The sequence below is a fragment of the Amycolatopsis xylanica genome (genome assembly GCF_900107045.1).
In the GTDB taxonomy this organism is placed as follows: Bacteria; Actinomycetota; Actinomycetes; order Mycobacteriales; family Pseudonocardiaceae; genus Amycolatopsis; species Amycolatopsis xylanica.
The window spans coordinates 337,710-356,655 of sequence record NZ_FNON01000004.1; the positions used below are offsets into that span (position 1 = coordinate 337,710).

Annotated in this window: 18 protein-coding genes and 1 tRNA gene; 14 read left to right on the forward strand and 5 right to left on the reverse strand. The window is 67.5% G+C overall.

The annotated features are described in order from the left end of the window. Positions 1–6 precede the first annotated feature (6 nt). Positions 7–1,779, reverse strand: a complete 1,773-nt coding sequence (locus BLV57_RS20540; protein ID WP_091291135.1) for a metallophosphoesterase — start codon at positions 1,777–1,779, stop codon at positions 7–9. 163 nt (positions 1,780–1,942) lie between these two features. On the opposite strand from BLV57_RS20540, the gene BLV57_RS20545 reads away from it, so the two are divergent. Genes BLV57_RS20545 through BLV57_RS20555 form a run of 3 tightly spaced genes read left to right on the forward strand, consistent with a single transcriptional unit; the run spans position 1,943 to position 5,111 of the window. Continuing rightward, the gene (locus BLV57_RS20545; protein ID WP_091291136.1) at positions 1,943–2,866 is read left to right on the forward strand and encodes a helix-turn-helix domain-containing protein; all 924 of its coding nucleotides are present in this window, start codon (positions 1,943–1,945) and stop codon (positions 2,864–2,866) included. A 57-nt stretch (positions 2,867–2,923) separates the two neighbouring features. Beyond that, the gene (locus tag BLV57_RS20550; protein ID WP_091291138.1) at positions 2,924–3,544 is read left to right on the forward strand and encodes a TetR/AcrR family transcriptional regulator; all 621 of its coding nucleotides are present in this window, start codon (positions 2,924–2,926) and stop codon (positions 3,542–3,544) included. Positions 3,545–3,560: 16 nt separating this feature from the next. Next, on the forward strand, positions 3,561–5,111 hold the full coding sequence (locus tag BLV57_RS20555) for an MDR family MFS transporter (RefSeq protein ID WP_245757427.1): 1,551 nt from the start codon (positions 3,561–3,563) through the stop codon (positions 5,109–5,111). A gap of 68 nt (positions 5,112–5,179) precedes the next feature. Here BLV57_RS20555 and BLV57_RS20560 read toward each other — a convergent pair whose 3' ends face one another. Both BLV57_RS20560 and BLV57_RS20565 read right to left on the reverse strand, forming a co-directional pair. Continuing rightward, positions 5,180–5,752, reverse strand: coding sequence for a hypothetical protein (locus BLV57_RS20560; RefSeq protein ID WP_091291140.1), 573 nt, complete (start codon positions 5,750–5,752; stop codon positions 5,180–5,182). A 194-nt stretch (positions 5,753–5,946) separates the two neighbouring features. After that, entirely contained in the window at positions 5,947–6,486 is a 540-nt protein-coding gene (locus BLV57_RS20565; protein WP_245757428.1) for a hemerythrin domain-containing protein, read from the reverse strand. A 76-nt stretch (positions 6,487–6,562) separates the two neighbouring features. On the opposite strand from BLV57_RS20565, the gene cutA reads away from it, so the two are divergent. Continuing rightward, positions 6,563–6,898, forward strand: a complete 336-nt coding sequence (gene cutA, locus BLV57_RS20570) for a divalent-cation tolerance protein CutA (protein ID WP_091291141.1) — start codon at positions 6,563–6,565, stop codon at positions 6,896–6,898. Positions 6,899–6,993: 95 nt separating this feature from the next. Here cutA and BLV57_RS20575 read toward each other — a convergent pair. Next, positions 6,994–7,070 (reverse strand) — tRNA-Ile (locus BLV57_RS20575). 185 nt (positions 7,071–7,255) lie between these two features. Here BLV57_RS20575 and BLV57_RS20580 point away from each other — a divergent pair. After that, positions 7,256–7,519, forward strand: a complete 264-nt coding sequence (locus BLV57_RS20580; protein WP_091291143.1) for a hypothetical protein — start codon at positions 7,256–7,258, stop codon at positions 7,517–7,519. On the opposite strand, the gene BLV57_RS20585 is transcribed toward BLV57_RS20580, so the two are convergent. Further along, complete coding sequence (locus BLV57_RS20585; protein WP_091291145.1) at positions 7,516–8,256, reverse strand: class I SAM-dependent methyltransferase; 741 nt, start codon at positions 8,254–8,256, stop codon at positions 7,516–7,518. The two genes, BLV57_RS20580 and BLV57_RS20585, sit on opposite strands and share 4 nt — an antisense overlap. A gap of 133 nt (positions 8,257–8,389) precedes the next feature. On the opposite strand from BLV57_RS20585, the gene mptB reads away from it, so the two are divergent. The 9 genes from mptB to BLV57_RS20630 all read left to right on the forward strand — a co-directional run bounded on the left by mptB (position 8,390) and on the right by BLV57_RS20630 (position 18,945). Next, positions 8,390–9,718 (forward strand): polyprenol phosphomannose-dependent alpha 1,6 mannosyltransferase MptB, encoded by a 1,329-nt coding sequence (mptB, locus tag BLV57_RS20590; RefSeq protein ID WP_143047108.1) that lies wholly within the window; start codon positions 8,390–8,392, stop codon positions 9,716–9,718. Positions 9,719–9,880: 162 nt separating this feature from the next. Then, positions 9,881–12,073: an ATP-binding protein gene (locus BLV57_RS20595; protein ID WP_425426022.1), complete on the forward strand. Its 2,193-nt coding sequence runs from the start codon at positions 9,881–9,883 to the stop codon at positions 12,071–12,073. 15 nt (positions 12,074–12,088) lie between these two features. Continuing rightward, complete coding sequence (locus BLV57_RS20600; protein ID WP_091291150.1) at positions 12,089–12,328, forward strand: hypothetical protein; 240 nt, start codon at positions 12,089–12,091, stop codon at positions 12,326–12,328. A gap of 4 nt (positions 12,329–12,332) precedes the next feature. Further along, a complete protein-coding gene (locus tag BLV57_RS20605; protein WP_091291152.1) occupies positions 12,333–12,941 on the forward strand; it encodes a DUF6879 family protein in 609 nt (202 codons plus the stop codon). Further along, the gene (locus BLV57_RS20610; RefSeq protein WP_091291154.1) at positions 12,938–13,777 is read left to right on the forward strand and encodes a methionyl-tRNA formyltransferase; all 840 of its coding nucleotides are present in this window, start codon (positions 12,938–12,940) and stop codon (positions 13,775–13,777) included. The genes BLV57_RS20605 and BLV57_RS20610 overlap by 4 nt, the downstream gene beginning before the upstream one ends. A gap of 258 nt (positions 13,778–14,035) precedes the next feature. Next, positions 14,036–14,743, forward strand: a complete 708-nt coding sequence (locus tag BLV57_RS20615) for a thioesterase II family protein (protein WP_091291156.1) — start codon at positions 14,036–14,038, stop codon at positions 14,741–14,743. Then, positions 14,740–16,452 carry a non-ribosomal peptide synthetase gene (locus tag BLV57_RS20620; protein ID WP_245757430.1) on the forward strand — a complete coding sequence of 571 codons (1,713 nt, stop codon included), beginning with the start codon at positions 14,740–14,742 and terminating at the stop codon, positions 16,450–16,452. The genes BLV57_RS20615 and BLV57_RS20620 overlap by 4 nt, the downstream gene beginning before the upstream one ends. Positions 16,453–16,457: 5 nt before the next feature. Then, complete coding sequence (locus tag BLV57_RS20625; RefSeq protein ID WP_091291158.1) at positions 16,458–17,822, forward strand: tryptophan 7-halogenase; 1,365 nt, start codon at positions 16,458–16,460, stop codon at positions 17,820–17,822. Continuing rightward, positions 17,815–18,945: a cation:proton antiporter gene (locus BLV57_RS20630; RefSeq protein WP_091291937.1), complete on the forward strand. Its 1,131-nt coding sequence runs from the start codon at positions 17,815–17,817 to the stop codon at positions 18,943–18,945. The genes BLV57_RS20625 and BLV57_RS20630 overlap by 8 nt, the downstream gene beginning before the upstream one ends. Position 18,946: the final 1 nt, after the last annotated feature.

Here is an 18,946-nt window from a genome sequence, read left to right on the forward strand (position 1 = left end):
CTCCCCTCATCCAGTGACGTTGACGTCGTCCACGGCGGACTCCCACAGCGAGGGATCGCCCAGATCGGCGGACTCGACGACCAGCTTCACCGTGTGCCCGGCGAATTGCGTGAGGTCGGCGGTCGCCGTCTGCCAGGCGCCCGCGAGCTTGGTGCTCGCCGTACCCAGCCGCTCGAACACCGGCACCGACGTCGTCCCGTCCAGCACCCGGACCCTGAAGTAGTCCGATGTGGACGAATTGCTGCCGTGCGCGTAGGTGTAGGAGAACGTGAGCTTCCCGTTGGCGGGTACGGAGAACTGCGGCGAGGTCATCGTCGTCACTCCCCCGTCGACGTCGTTGGCGCCGTCACTGGCGCCCGCGAGCCGCCCGGTCACCAGGCAGTTGACCCCGCTCATGGTGGTGCCGAGCTGCTTGATCGAACCGTCGGCCTCCTTGGTCTCCTCAGGATCGCCGCGTTCCCACTTGCCAGTGGTGGCGGTGTCCGAGGTGGCCGTTTGCCAGCCCTTGTCAGTCTCGAAGTCGTCCGAGAAGGCCGCGGTGCCAGTGGACGCCTTGTGGCACTTGCCAGACACCGTGTCGGTGTACGTGCGGCCCGCGACCGGGACGAAGTCGTGCCGGTAGTTCGTGGCGGTCAGTGTCAGCTTGGCGACGCCGAAAGTGCTGGCGTTACCGGCTTCCTGAGTGCCGGCGGAGCTCTTGTCGTAGTCGTAGAAGCCGCGGCCGCCGGTGCCGATCAGCAGCTCGCGCACGCCGTTCGCGTCGTCGCGGGCGCCGTTCGGCTTGGACGGCGCGAACCGCTGGTAGTTGTGGTCGTGCCCGACCACCACCAGGTCCGCCTTCGCGTTGTAGAGCGCCTCGAAGAACGGCGAGACCGAGGTGTCGTCGCCATGGTCGCCCTTGCTGAAGCGCGGGTGGTGCCAGTAGGCGGCGGTGCACGGCTTGGTGCTGGCGGCCAGGTCGTTCTTCAGCCAGGTCACCTGCGCGGAACTCGCGGTGCGGGTGATGTTCGAGTTCAGCGCGACGAAATGCCAGTCACCGACGTCGAAGCTGTAATAGCCCTTACTACGTTCGCCTGCCGCTGAGCCGAAGTAGTCGAAATAGCCAGATGCGTTCGAGGTCTTGTACTCGTGGTTTCCCGGCGCCGGATGGACGATCGACTTGAACTGCCCGTAGTTCGGGTCGTAGCCGTTCTTGTAGTCGCTCGCGCTGCCGGACTCGTAAGCGTTGTCACCGGCCAAGATCAGCGCCTGCGGGCTCATGTTCTTGACCACGGACGCGGTCTGGTTGCAAGACGAGCCGCAGACGTCGCCGACCCCGGCCACCACCGAGGTCGCCGCGGCCAGGCTCCGCGTGCCCGACTGGTACGAGTCGACGGAGTAGGTGCTCGCGGGATCGGCGAGGTGCGGGGTGACGCGCACGCAGTCGCCTTCGAACGCCCTGGTGTGGAACGCCTTGCCGGGCCAGTTGACCGCGGTCAGCGTGAACGAGCCTGCCCGCGAGCCGGTGAGGGTGATCGAATCGCTGCCGCGCAACGACAACGCGGTGAACCTGAGCCGCAGCCACTGCGCGCCGGGTGCGCAGACGTCACCAGCCGCCATCGCTGGTGAAATCGCGGTGGACGTCACGCCGGGCTCGGCGATCTGTGGCACCTCCGGCACTTCGGGCGCGGCACCACCGGCCGGTGGCTGGGCGGCGACCAGCAGAGCACCGGCCGCGAGCGTGGCCGCGGCGCCGTAAACCACTGGATGCCGCCATCGTCGACGCAGGAATGTAGTCATCGGAATCCTTTGCGGGGAATGCGGGGAGAAAAGAAATCCGGATTTTCTGACGTTCGAAAAAGACTTTAACCCGGACTTGGGGGCCGTCAACGAAACCGTCGCGTCCAGGCTGGATAACTCTGAACGGGTACTCTCACCGGACCGCCCGTGAAGGGAGTCAGCCGTGCCGGTCGGAACGAGCACCCCGGTCGGCGCCGAGTTCGGCGCCGCGCTGCGTGACGCGATCGGGCGCAGCGGCCTGAGCCTCAACGAGATCAGCAAGCGGCTGCGCGAGCAGGCGACCCCGGTCAGCGTGAGCGCGCTGAGTTATTGGCAGAACGGCGAGAACCGGCCGGAGCGGGCGAGTTCGCTCGCCGCGGTGTCGGCGCTCGAGTCGATTCTCGGGCAGCAGGAAGGCACGCTCGCCGCGTTGCTCGGCCCGCGCAGGCCACGCGGCCGGTGGACGAACCGGCCGGGCATGGCGGTGGCGTACGACAAAGTGTGGACACGTCCGGAGAACCTGGTGCGCGCGCTGGCCAAAGTGGACGCCGGGCCCGACGAGCTGGACACCCCACAGCGGCTTTCGCAGTACGTGTCGTATCGGGTCAACGCGCAGGGGTGCGAGGAGTCGATGCGCGTGCGCAGGCTGATCCGCGCCGACCATGACGACACCACGCGATTCGTGTTCGTGGCCCGCTGCAGCGCGCTGCCGCAGGCACCCGTGGTGACCTTCACCGAGGGGTGCCAGCCTGCCAGGTTCCGCGCGGACGTGCCGAGTTCGACGTGCGTGTTCGAGTTCCTGTTCGACCGGCCGCTCGCCGCGGGCGAGCTGGCCTCGGTGGAGTTCGCGGTGCGGTTCCCGCCCGGCCAGACGACTCAGCACACCCAGATGGCTCTCTACCGGCCTGCCAGGGAAATGGTCCTGCACATCGCGTTCGACCCGGACATGACGCCGAACCGGTGCTTCGGTTACTTCCAGCCGAGGTGCGGAGCGCCGCGCGAACAGCAGGGTGAGGCGGTGTTCGACGGGCAGGCGAGCACGTACCAGTTCATCACGCTGGATCCGCTGCCCGGGCAGTACGGCATCCAGTGGAGTTACTCGATGTGACTGAGTGCACGTTCTGCAAGTTTGCAGAACGTGCAAGTTTCTCGGTACCTTGGCCGCATGCCCGAGATCCCGCCTGGCCTGTCGCTGCGCGAACGCAAGAAGTTCGAGACGCATCGGACACTGGCACGTGCCGCTGTCCGGTTGGTCGCCGAGCACGGGCTCGACAAGGTGACCGTCGACGACATCGCCGCGGCGGCGGGCGTCTCCGTCCGCACCTTCTTCAACTACTTCGCGTCGAAGGACGACGCCGTCGTCATCGCCTATCCCGACCGCGACGAGCGCACGGTCGCGGTCGTCGAGGCGCTGCTCGCCGCTCCGCCCGAGGTCAGCACGATGCGGGCGCTGCTGGACGCGCTGGACGACGACTTCTCCCGCATCGAAGAGAACCGGGAAGAGTGGCTGGCCCGGATGTCGATCTTCGAGCAGAACCTGCATCTCGTCTCCCGGATGATGGTCGCGCAGGCCGAGAGCGAGCGGCAGCTGGTCGAGGCGATCGCCCGCCGTTCCGGCTGTGACGCGCAGAAGGACTTCTATCCCATGCTGCTGTTCTCGCTGCTGGGCGCGGGAATGAGCGCGGCGATCCGCCGCTGGCACGCCCTCGGCGGCCACGGATCACTGCGCGAGCTGCTGAACGAGGCGATGGACGCCGTCGCCAACGGACTACCCGAACCACACTGAAGGAAATGGGGGAAACATGACCACGACAGCCGAACCACGGCCGGGCGCGATGACGCACCGGCAGGTGCTCGAAGCGTTGTCCGGGCTGCTGATGGGCCTGTTCGTCGCGATCCTCGCGTCGACCGTGGTGGCCAACGCGCTGCCCAGGATCATCGCCGACCTGGGCGGCTCGCAGTCGTCCTACACCTGGGTGGTGACCACCGAGCTGCTCGCGATGACCGCGACCGTTCCGTTGTGGGGCAAGCTTTCCGACCTCTACAACAAGAAGCTGCTGGTGCAGACCAACCTCGCGTTGTTCGTGGTCGGCTCGCTGGTCGCCGGGTTCTCGCAGGACATCGGCGTGCTGATCGCCAGCCGCGTCGCGCAGGGTGTCGGCGCTGGCGGGCTCACCGCGCTCGTGCCGATCATCATGGCGAGCATCGTTTCGCCGCGTGACCTCGGCAAGTACTCCGGGATCATGGGCGGCATGTTCGGCGTCGCCACGGTCGCGGGCCCGCTGATCGGCGGCGCGATGGTCGACACCTCGTGGCTGGGCTGGCGCTGGTGCTTCTTCATCGGCGTGCCGCTCGCGGCCGCCGCGATCCTGCTGCTGCAGCGCACGCTGAATCTGCCGACCGTCCGCAAGGAGGTCAAGGTCGACTACCTGGGCGCGTTCCTGATCATGGCAGGCGTCTCGACGTTGCTGGTGTGGTCGTCGCTGGCCGGGCACCAGTTCGCCTGGGGTTCACTGTGGACGGTCGCGCTGGTCGGCACCGGCCTGGTGCTGCTGGCGGCCGCGGTGTTCGTCGAGTCGCGGGTGCCGGAACCCATCCTGCCGCTCTCGCTGTTCAAGAACCGCACGATCGCGCTGAGCACGCTCGCCAGCTTCCTGGTCGGCGCGGCGATGTTCGGCGGCACCGTGTTCCTGTCGCAGTACTTCCAGCTGGCGCTGGGCAAGTCGCCGACCGTGGCCGGGCTGCTGAGCCTGCCGATGATCTTCGGCCTGCTCGTCTCGTCGACCGTGTCCGGTCAGCTGATCAGCAAGACGGGCGTGTGGAAGAGCCACCTCGTGCTCGGCGGGGTGCTGATGATCGCGGGCCTGCTGCTGCTCGGCACGATCGACGCGCACACCCACATCGTGGTGCTGAGCGCGTACATGGTGGTGCTCGGCGTCGGCCTCGGCATGCTGATGCAGAACCTGGTGCTGGTGGCGCAGAACGACGTGCCACCGCAGGACCTGGGCACGGCCACGTCGACGCTGTCGTTCTTCCGCAGCCTCGGCGGTTCGATCGGCGTCAGCGCGCTCGGCGCGGTGCTCGCCAGCCGCATCACCACGCTGACGCTGGAAGGCCTCGGCCCGCAGGCGGCGAACATGCCGGCGGGTTCGGGTGACACGGTGCCGAACCTGGCGCTGCTGCCCGAGCCGATCGCGACCATCATCCGCGACGCGTACGGCGAAGCGACCAGCGAGCTGTTCCTGATCGGCGCGCCGCTGGCGGTGCTGGCGCTGGTGGCGATCCTGTTCATCAAGCAGATCCCGCTCAAGACGCAGAGCGCGAACGAGCGCCTCGCCGAAGAGAACGCCTAGCGGTTACGCGGGGGTCGTGAGTGTTCAGACCGGTTAGAACCGGCCGGAACACTCACGACCCCTTTTGATCAGCCGCGCAGCAGGTAGCTGGTGGCGAAGCCGCTCGACGTGCACACGGCGAGCTGGCTCTGTGTCTGGCTGTAGGTGAAGCCCCACGGGACGGTGCACGCCCACAGGTTGTTGCGCGGGACGCGGATGTTGTAGCTGTTCGCGAAGCCGCTGGAGGTACAGACCGCCAGCTGGCTCTGCACCCGGTCATAGGTATAACCGGACGGCACGGAACAAGCGTAGAAATTGTCGCCCGGCGCGCGCAGGTGATAGCTGTTGGCGAAACCACTGGACGTGCAGACCGCCAACTGGCTCTGCGTCCGGTCGTAGGTGAAACCGGCGGGAACATTGCAGGCATAGATGTTGTCCTGCGGTCTTCTCAGGTGATAACTGTTCGCGAAACCACTCGGACTGCAAACGCCGAGCTGGCTCTGCACCTGGTCGTAGGTGTAGCCACCCGGCACCGTGCACTGCCAGGTGTTGTCGAGGTCCTCCACAGTGGCCTGAGCTGCGGAAAGACTACTGCCGAGCAAGGCGCCCACGGCGACCGTGACCAGCGCCGCCCGGCGCGCGATCCTGCGTAAAGCTGACATTTCTTGAGACCTCCCCGTTCATGGTTTTCAAGGCGCGCTTATTTGACCCGGCGATCCACCGGCCCGAACAGCGGCCATTCGGTGGATATCCGGTGGTATTACCAGAATTGCCTTGACCGCGATTAATCCCTTTTATTGCCCCGGTATTTTTACCGTCGTGGCCGACGGCCGGACCAGGCAAGGTCGGAGCCCGGTCAGTCGTCCGTCCGCAGGAACTCGGGTTTCGGTCCGGTCCAGGTCAGCGCGTTCAGCGCAGCCACGATCTTCTTTTCCTCGTAGTAGAAGTGCGACTCCAGCAGCGCGGTCAGCCCGTCGAGTTCCCGGCTGATCGTGGCCGCGTCCGCGTCCTGATCGAACAGTTCCTCGAGGCGCCGCATGATCCCGGCGACGATCTCGTGATCGTTCTCGAGTTCGGTGAGCACCGGTTTCAGCTCGGGGAACTGCTCGGCCAGCGCGGGGAAGGCCCCGGCGTCCTCGCCGGTGTGGTGCCGTGTGAGCGCCGAGCAGAAGGTCAGGCAGTGGGTGCGCAGTTCGCGAGGGAGGCCGGACTCGGCGTTGGCGCGGAGACGGGCGAGCTGGTCGCGAAGCCAGATGTGGACTTGGATGAGCTGGTTGCCGAACGCCGTGAGGCGGGCAGTGTGGTCGGTCAAAGAGGAGATCCCAGGTTTCGGCGCCTCCATGCCCGCGGCGGTCTGCTTGCCGGGTGCACTGCGACGCTGGCGCCAGAACATCATCAGACCAGCGACGGCGTCAAGCGCTTTCTTGCCAGCATGAACTCGTGCCGCTCGCTACGACCGTAGGCTGTCGGGCATGGTCGTCCACCTGCTCGTGACCACGACTACACCCAACCGAGAGTCCGGGGCCAACCTCGCGACCTCGGCCCTCTCGGCACACTTGGCCGCGACCTCCCAGCTGATCGGGCCTCTCGATTCGTTCTTCTGGCACCTCGGGGAGAACGGCACAGGCGAGGAGTGGAACGTGACGTTCAAGACCACGGACGCACGGTATGCCGAGCTGGAAGCGCATATCGTCGAGAACCATCCGTGGAAGAAGCCCGAGGTGACAGCCGTCGAGATCGTCCGAGGCACCGACGCCTACTTGCGATGGGTCGAGGAAGCCACCACTGACCGCTCAAGCTCCGGCTGAGCTGGCAGAACATTGACCGAAACCACGTCGCCCAGCCCCGCCAATCCCTTGGCCATCAAGGGACATACGAAGGATCCCCACAGGGAAATCCCTGGTGGTGGGCCGGGTCGGGCTCGAACCGACGGCCAAGGGATTATGAGTCCCCTGCTCTAACCAACTGAGCTACCGGCCCCTGGGCGCGAGAGGAACCGGGTGGCTCCCCCAACGCGTTTGCGATTGCATACGATTCCCAGTTGGTTTCAAGCTATCACAATGTGCCACCAGCGCGGACGCAGTAGGCCAAACAGGTTGTCTCCGAGTTCATCGTGGCGGGTTTCGTCTAAGTTTCAATGACGCCGTGTCGCCTGGATGGTGCCTATGCCTGCCCCGGAAACCACCATGCGGTCCCAAGCGACGGTCAAACTCGCCCTGCTCGACGCGTTCACCGCGGGCGCTGCCCTCGGGTTCCTCGCGCACCAGCATCGGGAGGCTTTGATGACGCATTCCACGGCCATCGGCCTGGGGATGGTGGTGTCCGCCGCCGCCCTCGTGCTGCTGCGTGCCGGATTTCACACCCTGAACAGGGCGAACCGGCGGCTCGACGCCATCTTCCGTGACGAACTCGACGACGAGCGCCGCTAGGCGGGTTTGCGTGCCTCGATGAGGTAGCGCCGGGAGTGTGCCACGAACCAGCCCTCGGCACGTATGCGCTGGTCAAGGGCGGCGAGCCGAGCGCGGTAGCGGGCGATCGTGAAGTCGGGGACCGTCCAGAACACCTTGCGCAGGAAGTAGGCCACGGCGCCGATGTCGAAGAACTCGACTCGCGTCCACTCCTCGCGGGCGTCCACGACGGTCAGGCCCGCCGCCGCCGAGGCTTCGGCGGTCGCACGTTCGCGGGCGGGCGGAAGCGAGCCCATCATGGCCTCGCTCAGCTCCCGGTTCGAGCCGTGGCCGACGCATTGGGCCAGGAAGGTGCCGCCCGGCGCGAGCACGCGGGCGATCTCCGGCCACGGCAGCGCCGTCGGGTGCCTGCTGGTGACCAGGTCGAACGTGCCACCCGCGAACGGCAGGCCACCGCCCTCGGTGACCAAGACCACCCGGCCGCCGAGGTGCCGGAGGTTCGCCGCGGCGATCGCGGCGTTGGGCGGCCAGGTCTCGGCCGCGACCAGCGTGGACGGCGGGCTCGGGATCTCCGCGAGCACCTCGCCGCCGCCGGTCTGCAGGTCGAGCCCGGCGCGGGCCTGGGACATGCGGTCGGCGAGCAGGCGTGCGTAGCCCCACGACGGGCGTTCCTCGGTCGCGCGGCCGTCGAACCAGGAGAAATCCCAGCCTTCGACGGGTTCGGCCTCGGCTTCGGCGAGCAGGTCCTCGAAGGTCATGGGACGAGTTTTCGCAGCGGCGTCGATCTTCGCAAACCAATAGCCTGGCGGCCATGACGCTCGAATCGATCGAGAACGACAACTGGGGCGAACTTCCCACGGACGCAACACGGTTGATGGAAACCGTTCACCGGTGTCAGCACTGAAGACCCTTCGATCGGGTGATCTTGGCGGACCGCAGGTGCTGGGGCTCGCCGGGACACTGCTGGTCGTGCTGGTGGCGCACGGCGTGCTCGCCACGCCCGCCGTCGGGCTCACCGGCATGGCCGTGGTCGTGGCCGCTTGGCTGCTGCCCGGTGGACAGCGGCCGAGCCGCCGCCGGACATTGTGGACACTCGCACTCTGGGGCACGCCGCTGCTCTTCGTTCCGCCGTTCCTGAGCGGCGACATCTACAGCTACCTCGCGCAAGGCGAACTCGCGCGGCGCGGGCTCGATCCGTACACGACCGGGCCTGCCGTGCTCGGCCAAGACAATCCGCTGACGAGCCTGGTCAGTCCGTTGTGGCAGCAGACGCCTTCGCCGTATGGCCCGGTTTTCACGCTCCTGGAACGGCTCATCGCGAGCGTCTCGGGCGGGAATGTCCACATCGGAGTAACGCTTTGTCGACTTCTCGCTCTAGGCGGGATCGCGCTCATCGTGTGGGCGGTACCCAGACTCGCCGTGCGTGTGGGCGTGTCAGCCGAGAACGCGCTCTGGCTCGCCGTGCTGAATCCGTTGGTGCTGTGGCACTTCATCGGCGGCGGACACAACGACGCGCTGATGGTCGGGCTTGTCGTCGCGGGATTGGAGCTGGTGCTCGCCGGGTCGGCTTGGGGGATGCCACTTCTGTGCGTGGCGGCGAATGTCAAGGTGACCGCGGTCGTGGCGGTCGCCGTCGCGGGTGTCGAGCTGGTCAAGCGGCGGCCGGTGGTCGGCGCGGTGACCACGCTGGGCATGCTCGCCGCGATCACCGCACTCGCTTCCTGGGCCGGAGGATTCGGCTGGGTGCGTACCCTGGCCACGTCGAACTCGGTGCCGAGCTGGCTGGCGCCGACGAACTGGCCCGGGTTCGTCGACGCGTCACTCTTCGGGGTGGGCAAAGCGATCGGTGCGGCGCTGGCCCTGACAGCCGTGGCAATGTTGTTGTGGCGGCAATGGCATGGGCGGCTCAGTCCTCCGCTCGTGCTCGGTTGGGGTATGGCGGCGGTCATCGCGGGCGGACCGGTCGTCCAGCCGTGGTACCTGCTGTGGGCCATTGTTCCGCTGGCGTCAGCCATTAATGCTGGTAGGGCGCGTGCAATTCTGATAGGAGTGGTCGCGGTGTTCGCACTCGTATTGCCACCAGTAAGGGATACCGGTGGCAATCTTGCACTCGGTTACCTCATAGCCATCTCCGCACTTGTTGTCATCTTTTTTTTCAAAAAGTGGACAAAGCTTCGAACAGCTCCATTGAGCGGTTGCGGGCCGTATCGCGCGCACTAAACTGGAAATCTCCATCACGGGCAGTGAAGCGGAGGCGGGGCGATCATGGCCGGGGGGCGGGAAAATCCGGACGACGGCCCGCGCTCTCGTCCACCCCGGCAGTTACCCGCCGATGTTCGCGGATTCGTCAACCGGATCAGTGAACTGGAACAACTCGATCGGTTGCACGATGCCGACGAGCGCGACCCTCATGCGGTGGGAATTTCGCTCATTGTGGGCACAGCCGGTGTCGGTAAAACCGCGTTGGCGGTGCACTGGGCGCACCGAATGCGTGACAGTTTCCCGGACGGCCAGCTCTACGTGAACCTTCGTGGTTATGATCCCGGACCACCGATGACCTCGGATCATGTCCTCGATCAGTTCTTGCGCGCGTTGCATGTGCGACCTGATGCCATTCCGGTGGATTCGGCCGCGCGTGCGGCGCTGTACCGATCGCTGATTTCGGACCGGCGCATGCTGATCGTGCTGGACAACGCGGTGAACGCCGGCCAGGTCCGGCCGTTGCTGCCCGGCGCCGCCAGCTGCCTGGTCGTGGTCACGAGCCGCAGTCATCTTCCCGGTCTCGCCGTCCGCGACGGCGCGCGGCAGGTGCCGCTGGCGACGTTGTCCGAGTACGAATCGCTGACCCTGCTGCGCGCGGTGACCTCGGATTATCGGCCAGGCGACGACGATCGGGACCTGGCCGAGCTCGCCAGGCTCTGTGCCCGGTTGCCGCTCGCCTTGCGCATCGCGGCCGTGCGCGCGGTGGCGAGACCGCATATGCATTTGAGCGAGCTGATTCAGGACCTGCGCGACGAGTCTTCGTTGTGGGACGCGTTGTCGACCGACGACGAAGAGGAGGCCGGAGCCGTCCGGACCGTCTTCGCCTGGTCATATCGGGCACTGACGGTCGAAGCGGCGCGGCTGTTCAAACTGCTCGGCCTGCACCCGAACCCGGAGTTCGGCACCGGAGCGGCCGCCGCGCTCGCCGGCGTCTCCCCCGCGGTCGCCCGGCGTCACCTGGACGAGCTGGCCGGCGCTCATCTGCTGGAGAGCACCGGGCGCGATCGGTACCAGTTCCACGATCTGCTGCGCGCCTTCGCCGTGGACCAGATCCAGCATGACAAGTCCACGGAACTCCGGAAAACAGCGCGGTATCGCATGATCAGCTGGTACCTGCACACCGCGCGGGCGGCAGGCGCGGCCGCCGCCCGCGGCTATGCCATGCCGATCGACCTCGAGCCGCCACCCGTGGGCGTCCAGCCGCTCACGTTCGCCGGCGACGAAGAAGCCGTTCAGTGGTACGAAACCGAGCGGGCCAATCTGCTCGCGGTCACCAGGACCGCGGCCGAGTCCGGGCTGCACGACCTCGCCTGGCGTCTTCCCCCGCTGCTGACCGAGATCTACATGTCACACGATCCGGTCGACACCTGGCTGCGAGCGGAAGAGATCGCGCTGGAGTCGGCCAAGAGAGCCGGGGACGGCTATGGCGAGGCCATCCTGCTCGACAGCTTGGCCGTCAAACTCAGGCTCGACCGCAAGTTCTCCGAGGCCACCGCGCACTATCGCCGCGCCGCGGACCTGTTCCGCGAGCTTGGCGACCGGTTCGGGGAAGCACGCTCGCGGAACGGCCTCGGTCTCACGTATCTGACACACACCAAGTTCGATGAGGCTCGCCAGGAGTTCGAGCGGACTCTGCCGATCGCACGAGCGCTGGGCAACGACCATCTCACCGCCGTGCTATTGCGCAACCTTGGCTGCACGTACGCCGACGCCGGACAGCTCGGCGAAGCGGACGAGTTTCTGAGACAGGCGCTGGTCATCTTCCACGAAACCGGGAGTGACTCGGAAGAGGCCTCGACCCTGCGTTATCTGAGCGAAGTCCAGCGAGACCAGCAGCTGCCGGACGCGGCACGAAGTTCACTCGAACAAGCACTCGGCATCGGCAGGCGGCTGGCCGATACCCTCACCGAGGGGCTCATCCTCCTCGAATTGTCCAAAGTGGAAATCGCCACCGGCGATCCCGCGAGAGCGCTGGTGTCCAGCCAGCGGGCCGCGACCATTCTGCGCCGCTTCCACCATCGCAGCAGGGAAGCACAGGCGCTCGACACGACCGGCGAGGCTTACCGGCGACTGGACCGCGCCGAGGAAGCCTCCGCCTTCCACCGCCGGGCCGCCGCGACGCACCGCGAACTCGGCGACGACTGGCTGCTCGCTGTTTCGCTGCATCATCTCGCGACGAGCCTGAAACAAAGCGGCAAGATCGAAGAAGCACGCATCGCCTGGGAGGAGGTAACGACGCTGCTCGAAGCGGCATCCGGGAATCGGGCCGCCGAGCTGCGGATATTGGTTTCGGGAGAACTGGACACGCTGTGATCGGGAGGGATCAGAATGCGTTTCGTCAAGAGGCTGGGAAAACCGCCGCATGAAATCGGCATGACCACGTCAAAGGACAGTTGCCCGGACATCTGGGAACTCGATGACGGCTCGTTCGCGGTGATCGGCACGGATGTCACCCGGCAATTGGCGGGCAGGCTACCGCCGGATGTGCATTGCGCCGACTATGAAAAGATCGTGGTCGTCTCGCGGCCGACCCTGCTGGCCGCGAAGAATGACATCCCGGAGAGCTGACCCGATGAAGGTGAATTTCCCGCCACCCGCCGCGGTGGTGGACGACTATGTGGACCGTCCGGCTTTCCGCGAGGAGTTCTGGAAGGCGACCGAACGGTTGCGCACCAGGACGGTCAAGGTGGAATGGGGACAGACCTTCCAGGAGCCCGGGAATCCGAGCTGGGAGGCGTTCGCCGCGGGCGACTTCCGCAAGGCGATCCACCTGATCGAGCAGAACCGCCAAGACCACATCCGCCAGCAGCGGGTGTTCGACGACACCGGCACGCCGTTCTATCGGATACGCGTCATCAGATTCCCGCTGAGCGACTACCTGAAGTGGGAACTGGCGCATTTCCGGCTCAACGCGGAGCTGGGTGAGCGGATCTTCCTGGCGGAATCGGCGAGGATAGCCGACATCGAGCTGGAGGGCGGCCTCGACGACTTCACGCTGTTCGACGAGTTCCTCATGCTGGCGACCGAATACACCGAGGACGGCGTCTTCAAAGGCGCGCATATCGTGCGGGATCAGCGGTACCTGAGCCAAGTTTCGGACCTGGCCGACAAGCTGCTGGACCGCAGCCTGCCTTACGAGGAATTCCCGCTCGAAAAGTATGTCCCGGAACTCGAAGGATGACCGCACCGGCGGTGGTCCTGTTCTCGTTCGGGCCCGAGCAGTTCTCGATGCTGCACCACACGTGCGAGGCGGCCGGCTACACGCCGGTCGCCTGCGTGTACTGCCGGTCGAAGAAGCCACACTCGCCGACCTCGGCCGAGGTCGGCGAGGGCCTCGGGCAAGTGCTTGGCGACATCCCGCCGGGCATGGATCTGCTGGTGCCCGGCAGCTCCGAAGGCCTGCTGGCCGGGCTCGCCGGGTACCGGCCGGATCTCTTCGTCGTGTACGGGTTCTCGTGGCGGTTGCCGCCGGAAGTCCTGCGGCTGCCCAGGCTCGGCGTGCTCAACATCCACGCCTCCGCGCTCCCCCGCTACCGCGGCCCCGCGCCGGTGCTCGCCGCGCTGCGCAACGGCGACCGGACGATCGGGGTGACCGTGCACCGGATGAACGAGCGCTTCGACGCGGGCCCGATCCTCGCCCAGCGCGACGGCATCCCGCTCGATGAGGACATCGACGCCGCGCGGCTGTGGAAGTCGCTCAACCCGATCGTCGGCGACCTGCTCACCACCGCGCTCGCACTCGGCGACGGCGAGCCGCAGGACGAGACGAAGGCGTCCTACGCGGGCTTTCTGGAGCCGGAGTTCTCGGTCGTGGATTGGTCGCGGCCCGCGCGGGTCATCCACAACCAGGTGCGCACGTGGCGGTTCATCGGCGCCGGTCTCGGACCGGTCGCGACGCTCGACGGTGACCGGGTGACCCTGCTGCGCACCCGGCTGGAACCCGGCGAGGGCGTCGAGGTGAATTGCGGGGACGGTCCGCTGTGGATAGTCGAGTCCGCGCCGCCCTCCCCCAGTTGAGGTAGAAAACCGTTGCTACCAATCCGTTACCTCCGGCGCGCTGATCGCGTCGTAATCTTTCCCATTACCTCAACATCGAAGTGACGGGCGGGGAGGCGAGGACCCGCTGGCGTCGCAGTGTGAAAAGAATACGGCCGAAGACCCTTTTTGAAATCGCTGTTACGGCGTCGTGGTGCAGTTTACGCCATTAATGTAACAGCGCCGGTCGGCGGCCGAATCCCCCATTCCATCCCGTGCGGGCCCGGAGAGGATGGCGCGATGACGCCTGCGCTCAGGCAGCTCTCGACTGCCGAAGGTGAACGACGTTATCTTTTTCTGCCACCCGCAGGCGGCTCCGTGGGCACACTCCGGGAAATCGCGACCGCGGACGCGGTCTGGGGTGCGGAGTATCCGGGCAGGGGCGACCGGATCGCCGAACGACTGCCCGCGACACTGGAAGAACTCGCCGAGCGGCTCACGCTTGAATTCGTCGAAAGATTCGGCGAAAACGGTGTCACCAAGACAATGCTGATCGGCTTCAGCATGGGCGCTTTTGTCGCACTCGAGATGACGCGACGGGTGTTCACTTACTGCGGCGCGGAACCCGCCACGCTCGTCGTGGTCGGAGCCATCGCACCACACCGACGCCGCCCGAGCGCCTATCCGCAAACCGACGAGGCGCTGACCCGATTGCTCGACCGCGATGGCTTGGTGCCACCGGAAGTCCGCGACTACGCGTTGGATTTGCTCCGCGGCGACATGGCGCTCATGGAGAAATACCGCGGCCCGGCCGAGGTCCCGGTGTCGTGCCCGCTCATCGCGCTGTGCGGCGCCGACGATCCCGCCCGCGCCGCCACCGACGACGCGACCGGCGCGTGGCGGCGTTGGACGACCGGGCCGTTCCGAGCGGAACTCGTTCCCGGCGGTCACCTCGACCTGCTCAAACCGGGCCACGGCAGTGCGTTCTGGCATGTGATCGAGCGATGACCGGCCCGTCCACGCTCACCGGCCCGGTCCGGCGTTTGCCGCACGGCCATTGGTGGGAGCCGTTCACGGCGATGGCCACCGCCGAGCCCGCCCGGATCGGGCTGGTCGCCGACGAGGTCGCCTGGTCGTTCGGTGAACTCGACCTGTGGAGCACGCGCCTCGCCCACGCGCTGCGCGAGGCGGGCGCGACTCCCGGCACGGTCGTCGCGTGCGCGATGCGCCGTTCGGTGCGAGCGATACTCGGCCTGTTCGCGGTGGCCAAGACCGCCGCGATCTACTTGCCGATAGATCCCGCTCAGCCCGCCGCGCACCTCGACACGATCCTCGACGACGCCAAGCCGGCGGTGCTGCTGACCGACGTCCCGGCGCTCACCGCACGCGCCGATGTGGTGCTGTCACCGGACAACTGGCAGGCGGAACTCGCGCGCCACGCGACGGTCCCGCTGCCACTGACCCCGCCGGACGGCCCGGCCTACGTCATCTACACCTCGGGGTCGACCGGGCGCCCCAAGGGCGTCGTGGTCGGCAACCGCAGCCTGGTCAATCTCTACCGCGAACTCGCCGCCCGGTTCTTCCGGCTGCGCCGGGGCAGGCAGCGGGTGGCGCACGGGATGCCGTTCGCCTTCGACGCGTCGTGGAATCCGCTGCTCTGGCTGGTCGGCGGTCATGAGGTGCACCTCGTGCCGACCGAGGTCCGCGCCGATCCCGAGTTGTATCTGCGGTTCATCAGGGACCATCGGCTTTCGGTCGTCGAAGCCGTGCCCGCGCACGTGTCGGCGTTGATCCGCGCCGGGCTGCTCAACGGCGAGATCCGGCCGAGACTGTTGCTGATGGGTGGCGAGGCCGTCAGCCAAACACTGTGGTCACGACTGCGCGCGGTGCCGGATCTGGTGCCGGTCAACCTGTACGGGCCCACCGAGTGCACGGTGTTCACCACCGCCTGCCGGGCCGACCGGTACGACTCACCCGCGATCGGGCTGCCGATCGGCAACACCGCCGCCAGTGTGGTGGACGCCGGGCTGCGGCCGGTGCCGATCGGCGAACCCGGTGAGCTCCTGATCAGCGGCGACTGCGTCGCGCTCGGCTACCTCGGCAGGCCGGAGCTGACCGCCGAGAAGTTCGTGGCCGGGGCGTACCGGACCGGCGATCTGTGCCGCTGCCTGCCCGACGGCAGGCTGCAGTGGCTGGGGCGGCTCGACGATCAGGTCAAGATCCGCGGCCACCGCGTCGAACCGGGCGCGGTCGAGCACACCATCCTGAAACTGCCGGGCGTGCGGCAGGCGGTGGTCCAAGCCGACGCCGACCGCCTGATCGCCTACGTCGTGCTCGACCACGACACCGCCGAGGACCTGCACCAGCTGCTGCGGTTGCTGCTGCCCGACTATCTGGTGCCGTCCGCGGTCATCGCGCTCGACGCGTTGCCGCTCGGGCCGAACGGCAAGGTCGACCGCGCCGCGCTCCGGCCGGACGTCCCCGCGCGCCTGGGTGCGCTCACACCGTCGCAAGACCTCGTGGCCGGTCTTTTCCGGGATGTGCTCGGGGTTCCCGTGGTGACCGCGGACAGCGATTTCTTCGCACTCGGCGGCCACAGCCTGACCGCCGCGGTCCTCGCCGGGCGGCTGCGTGCGCGGGGCGTGCGCTGCACCCTGCGCGATGTCCTGCTCCGCCCCACCGTCGCCCAGCTCGCCGAGCTGGTGGAAGGAATGTGAAGGAAATGAACGACTACGACGTGATCGTCGTGGGGGGCGGGCCCGGCGGATCGACGGCGGCGGCGCTGACCGCGCTCGACGGCCATCGGGTGCTGCTGCTCGACAAGGAATCGTTTCCGCGCTACCAGATCGGCGAGTCGCTGCTGCCCGCCACGATCCACGGCATCTGCGCGCTGCTCGGCCTGCGCGAGGAGATACTGGACGCGGGCTTCGTCCGCAAACGCGGCGGCACGTTCCAATGGGGCACCAGCCCCGAGCCGTGGACGTTCAGTTTCGCGGCCTCCGACCGGATGGCCGGGCCGACCTCGTACGCCTTCCAGGTCGAGCGCACCCGGTTCGACAAGATGCTGCTGGACAACGCGCGGCGGCTCGGGGTCGAAGTGCGCGAAGGACACCGCGCGTTCGGGACGGTGAAGACCGGCGGGCGGGTCAACGGGGTCCGCTACATCGACGACACCGGGCACGAGCGGCTCTCGACCGCGCGGTTCGTCGTGGACGCCTCCGGGCACGGCAGCCGCATCCACCACGACGCGGGTGGCAGGCGGGAGTACTCGCCGTTCTTCCGCAACCTCGCGCTGTTCGGGTATTTCCTTGGCGGGTATCGGGTGCCGGAACCCAACTCCGGCAACATCGTCTGCGCCTCGTTCGCCGACGGGTGGTTCTGGTACATCCCGTTGTCGGCGACGCTGACGAGCGTGGGCGCGGTCGTCAAACGCGAGTCCGCGACGAAGGTGCAGGGCGACCCCGAAGTCGCGTATGCGGAGCTGATCAGCGCTTGCCCGCTGATCAAGGACTTCCTGCGCGACGCGAGCCGGGCCACGGAAGCGCCGTACGACCGGCTTCGCGTGCGCAAGGACTACTCCTACGACCGGACCGTGCTGTGGTCCCCCGGCCTGGCCCTGGTCGGCGACGCCGCCTGTTTCATCGACCCGGTGTTCTCCTCCGGGGTGCATCTGGCCACCTACAGCGCGCTGCTGGCGGCGAGGTCGATCAACTCCGTACTGGCCGGGCTGGTCGACGAGAACCGGTGTTTCCTCGAATTCGAAGCCCGCTACCGCCGGGAATTCGCGCTGTTCCGGGACTTCCTGATCACGTTCTATCACCAGCACAGCGACGAGCACGCGTATTTCGGGGAGGCACGCAAGCTCACTAAGCACGCTGGGAGCGCGGACGCGGCGTTTGTCGACCTCGTCGGCGGGGTGACGTCGACCGACTTCTCCCGGCATCTGCTCGGCGACGTGCTCGCGGAAGGCGCGCAACTGCAGTTACGCGGCCTGCTCGGGGAAGCCGCCGGCGCGGAGCCGCCGATGTTCCCCGGTGGGCTGGTCGCGTCCGCGGATGGCCGCCGCTGGCAGCTGCCCGATGTCTGAGCTGGCGATCCTGCTGGCCGCGCTGGCCGTTTTACTGGGCCTGGCCAGGGTTTTCGGCGCGGTGGCGGCGAAACTGGGCCAGCCGGCGGTCGTCGGGGAGATCGCGTGCGGGCTGGTGATCGGCGCGGCGGGCTGGCGGGTGCCCTCCCATGTCGGCGCCACGCTCGACGCGCTCGCCCAGTTCGGGCTGATCCTGTTCCTGTTCGGCGCGGGCGCCGGGCTCGCGCCGTCGGTACGGTCGGTCAAGGCGGCGCTGGTGCCCGCGCTCGGCGCCACCGTGCTGCCGTTCGCGCTCGGTGCGGCGCTGGCGTTGTGGCTGGCACAGCGGCACGCGCCCGCCGGGCACGCGGTGTTCGTGCTGTTCGTGGCCGCGGCCATGGCGGTCACCGCTTTTCCCGTGCTGGCAAGGATTCTGGCCGAGCGCGGCATGCTCGGCGACGCGGACGGGCGGCGGGCGCTCAGCGCGGCGGCGATCACCGACGCGCTCGCCTGGACCGTGCTCGCGTTCGTCGCGGGCTCGCTGCGCGGGAGTCGCGTGTGGACACTCGCGTTGATCGTGCCCGTTCTCGTTGGCCTGTATTGGCTTTCCAAGCCATGGTTCGGCGCGCTGGTGTCGCGGCTTTCCCGCCCGGCCACCATCACGCTGATGATCGCGGTGGCCTGCCTGGGCGCCGCGGCGACGGACGCCATCGGGTTGCACGCCGCGCTCGGCGCGTTCCTCGCCGGGGTCGCGGTCGGTCCGTCCGCCGCCATCGCCGAACCCGTCGGCTCGGTGCTGGTGCCGTTGTTCTTCGTGCTCATCGGGCGCAAGGTCGAACTCGGCGGGATCACCCCGCTGCTGGCCGCCGAAACCGCCGTCATCATCGCGATCGCGGTGCTCGGCAAGTCCGGTGGCGCCTATCTCGGCGCGCGTGCCGCAGGTGAGCCGCGCCGAGCCGCAGCGGTGTTCGCGACGCTGATGAACACCAGGGGCGTCACCGAACTCGTCTTCCTCAGCATCGGGCTGGACCTCGGCGTCATCGACAGCGGCTGCTACGCCGCGATGGTCGTGATGGCGCTGGTGACCACCGCGATGACCGGTCCGCTGCTGAACCGTCTGCTACTGCGGGACAAGGTGCGTTGAA